The sequence below is a fragment of the Streptomyces sp. SID13726 genome (assembly GCF_010548375.1).
Taxonomy (GTDB): Bacteria; Actinomycetota; Actinomycetes; order Streptomycetales; family Streptomycetaceae; genus Streptomyces.
The window spans coordinates 1-409 of sequence record NZ_JAAGLY010000656.1; the positions used below are offsets into that span (position 1 = coordinate 1).

The 409-nt window shown below is 78.2% G+C and carries 1 pseudogene; it reads right to left on the reverse strand.

Going from position 1 to position 409, the window contains the following annotated elements:
• A pseudogene (locus G3I78_RS49625) lies at nt 1–409 on the reverse strand (hypothetical protein); the annotation flags it as partial.

A 409-nucleotide genomic window follows, 5' to 3' on the forward strand; every position in this document is an offset into this window, starting at 1 on the left:
GCGTGACGTCGAGGTCGACGCGGAGGCGGCCGGTGCGGTTCATCGCCTTGCGGACCGGACCGACGTCGCGCGGCGAGTCGACCAGGAGGACCGCCCGGACCTCGGTGACCCGGCGCCCCGGGCCGCCGTCCGCCGTCGTGCCGCCGTCCGAGGGGGAGTCGGAGGCCGCTCCCGGGGCGAGGTAGAACGCGGCCCAGCCCTCGTGGCCGCCGGTGCCGCCGGACGGGTCGCCGCGGAACAGGACGTCGTCGCCCTCGGCGGGCACGCCGAACAGGGCGAGGTCGTGCCCCAGCTGCTGGGAGAACACGTAGGGGGCGTGCCCGGGACCGTCGGGCTCGTCGCCGAGCAGCGCGGCGACGGTCGCGTCCGGGTCGTGGAGGGCGGCGGACCAGTGACCGCCGGGCACCGC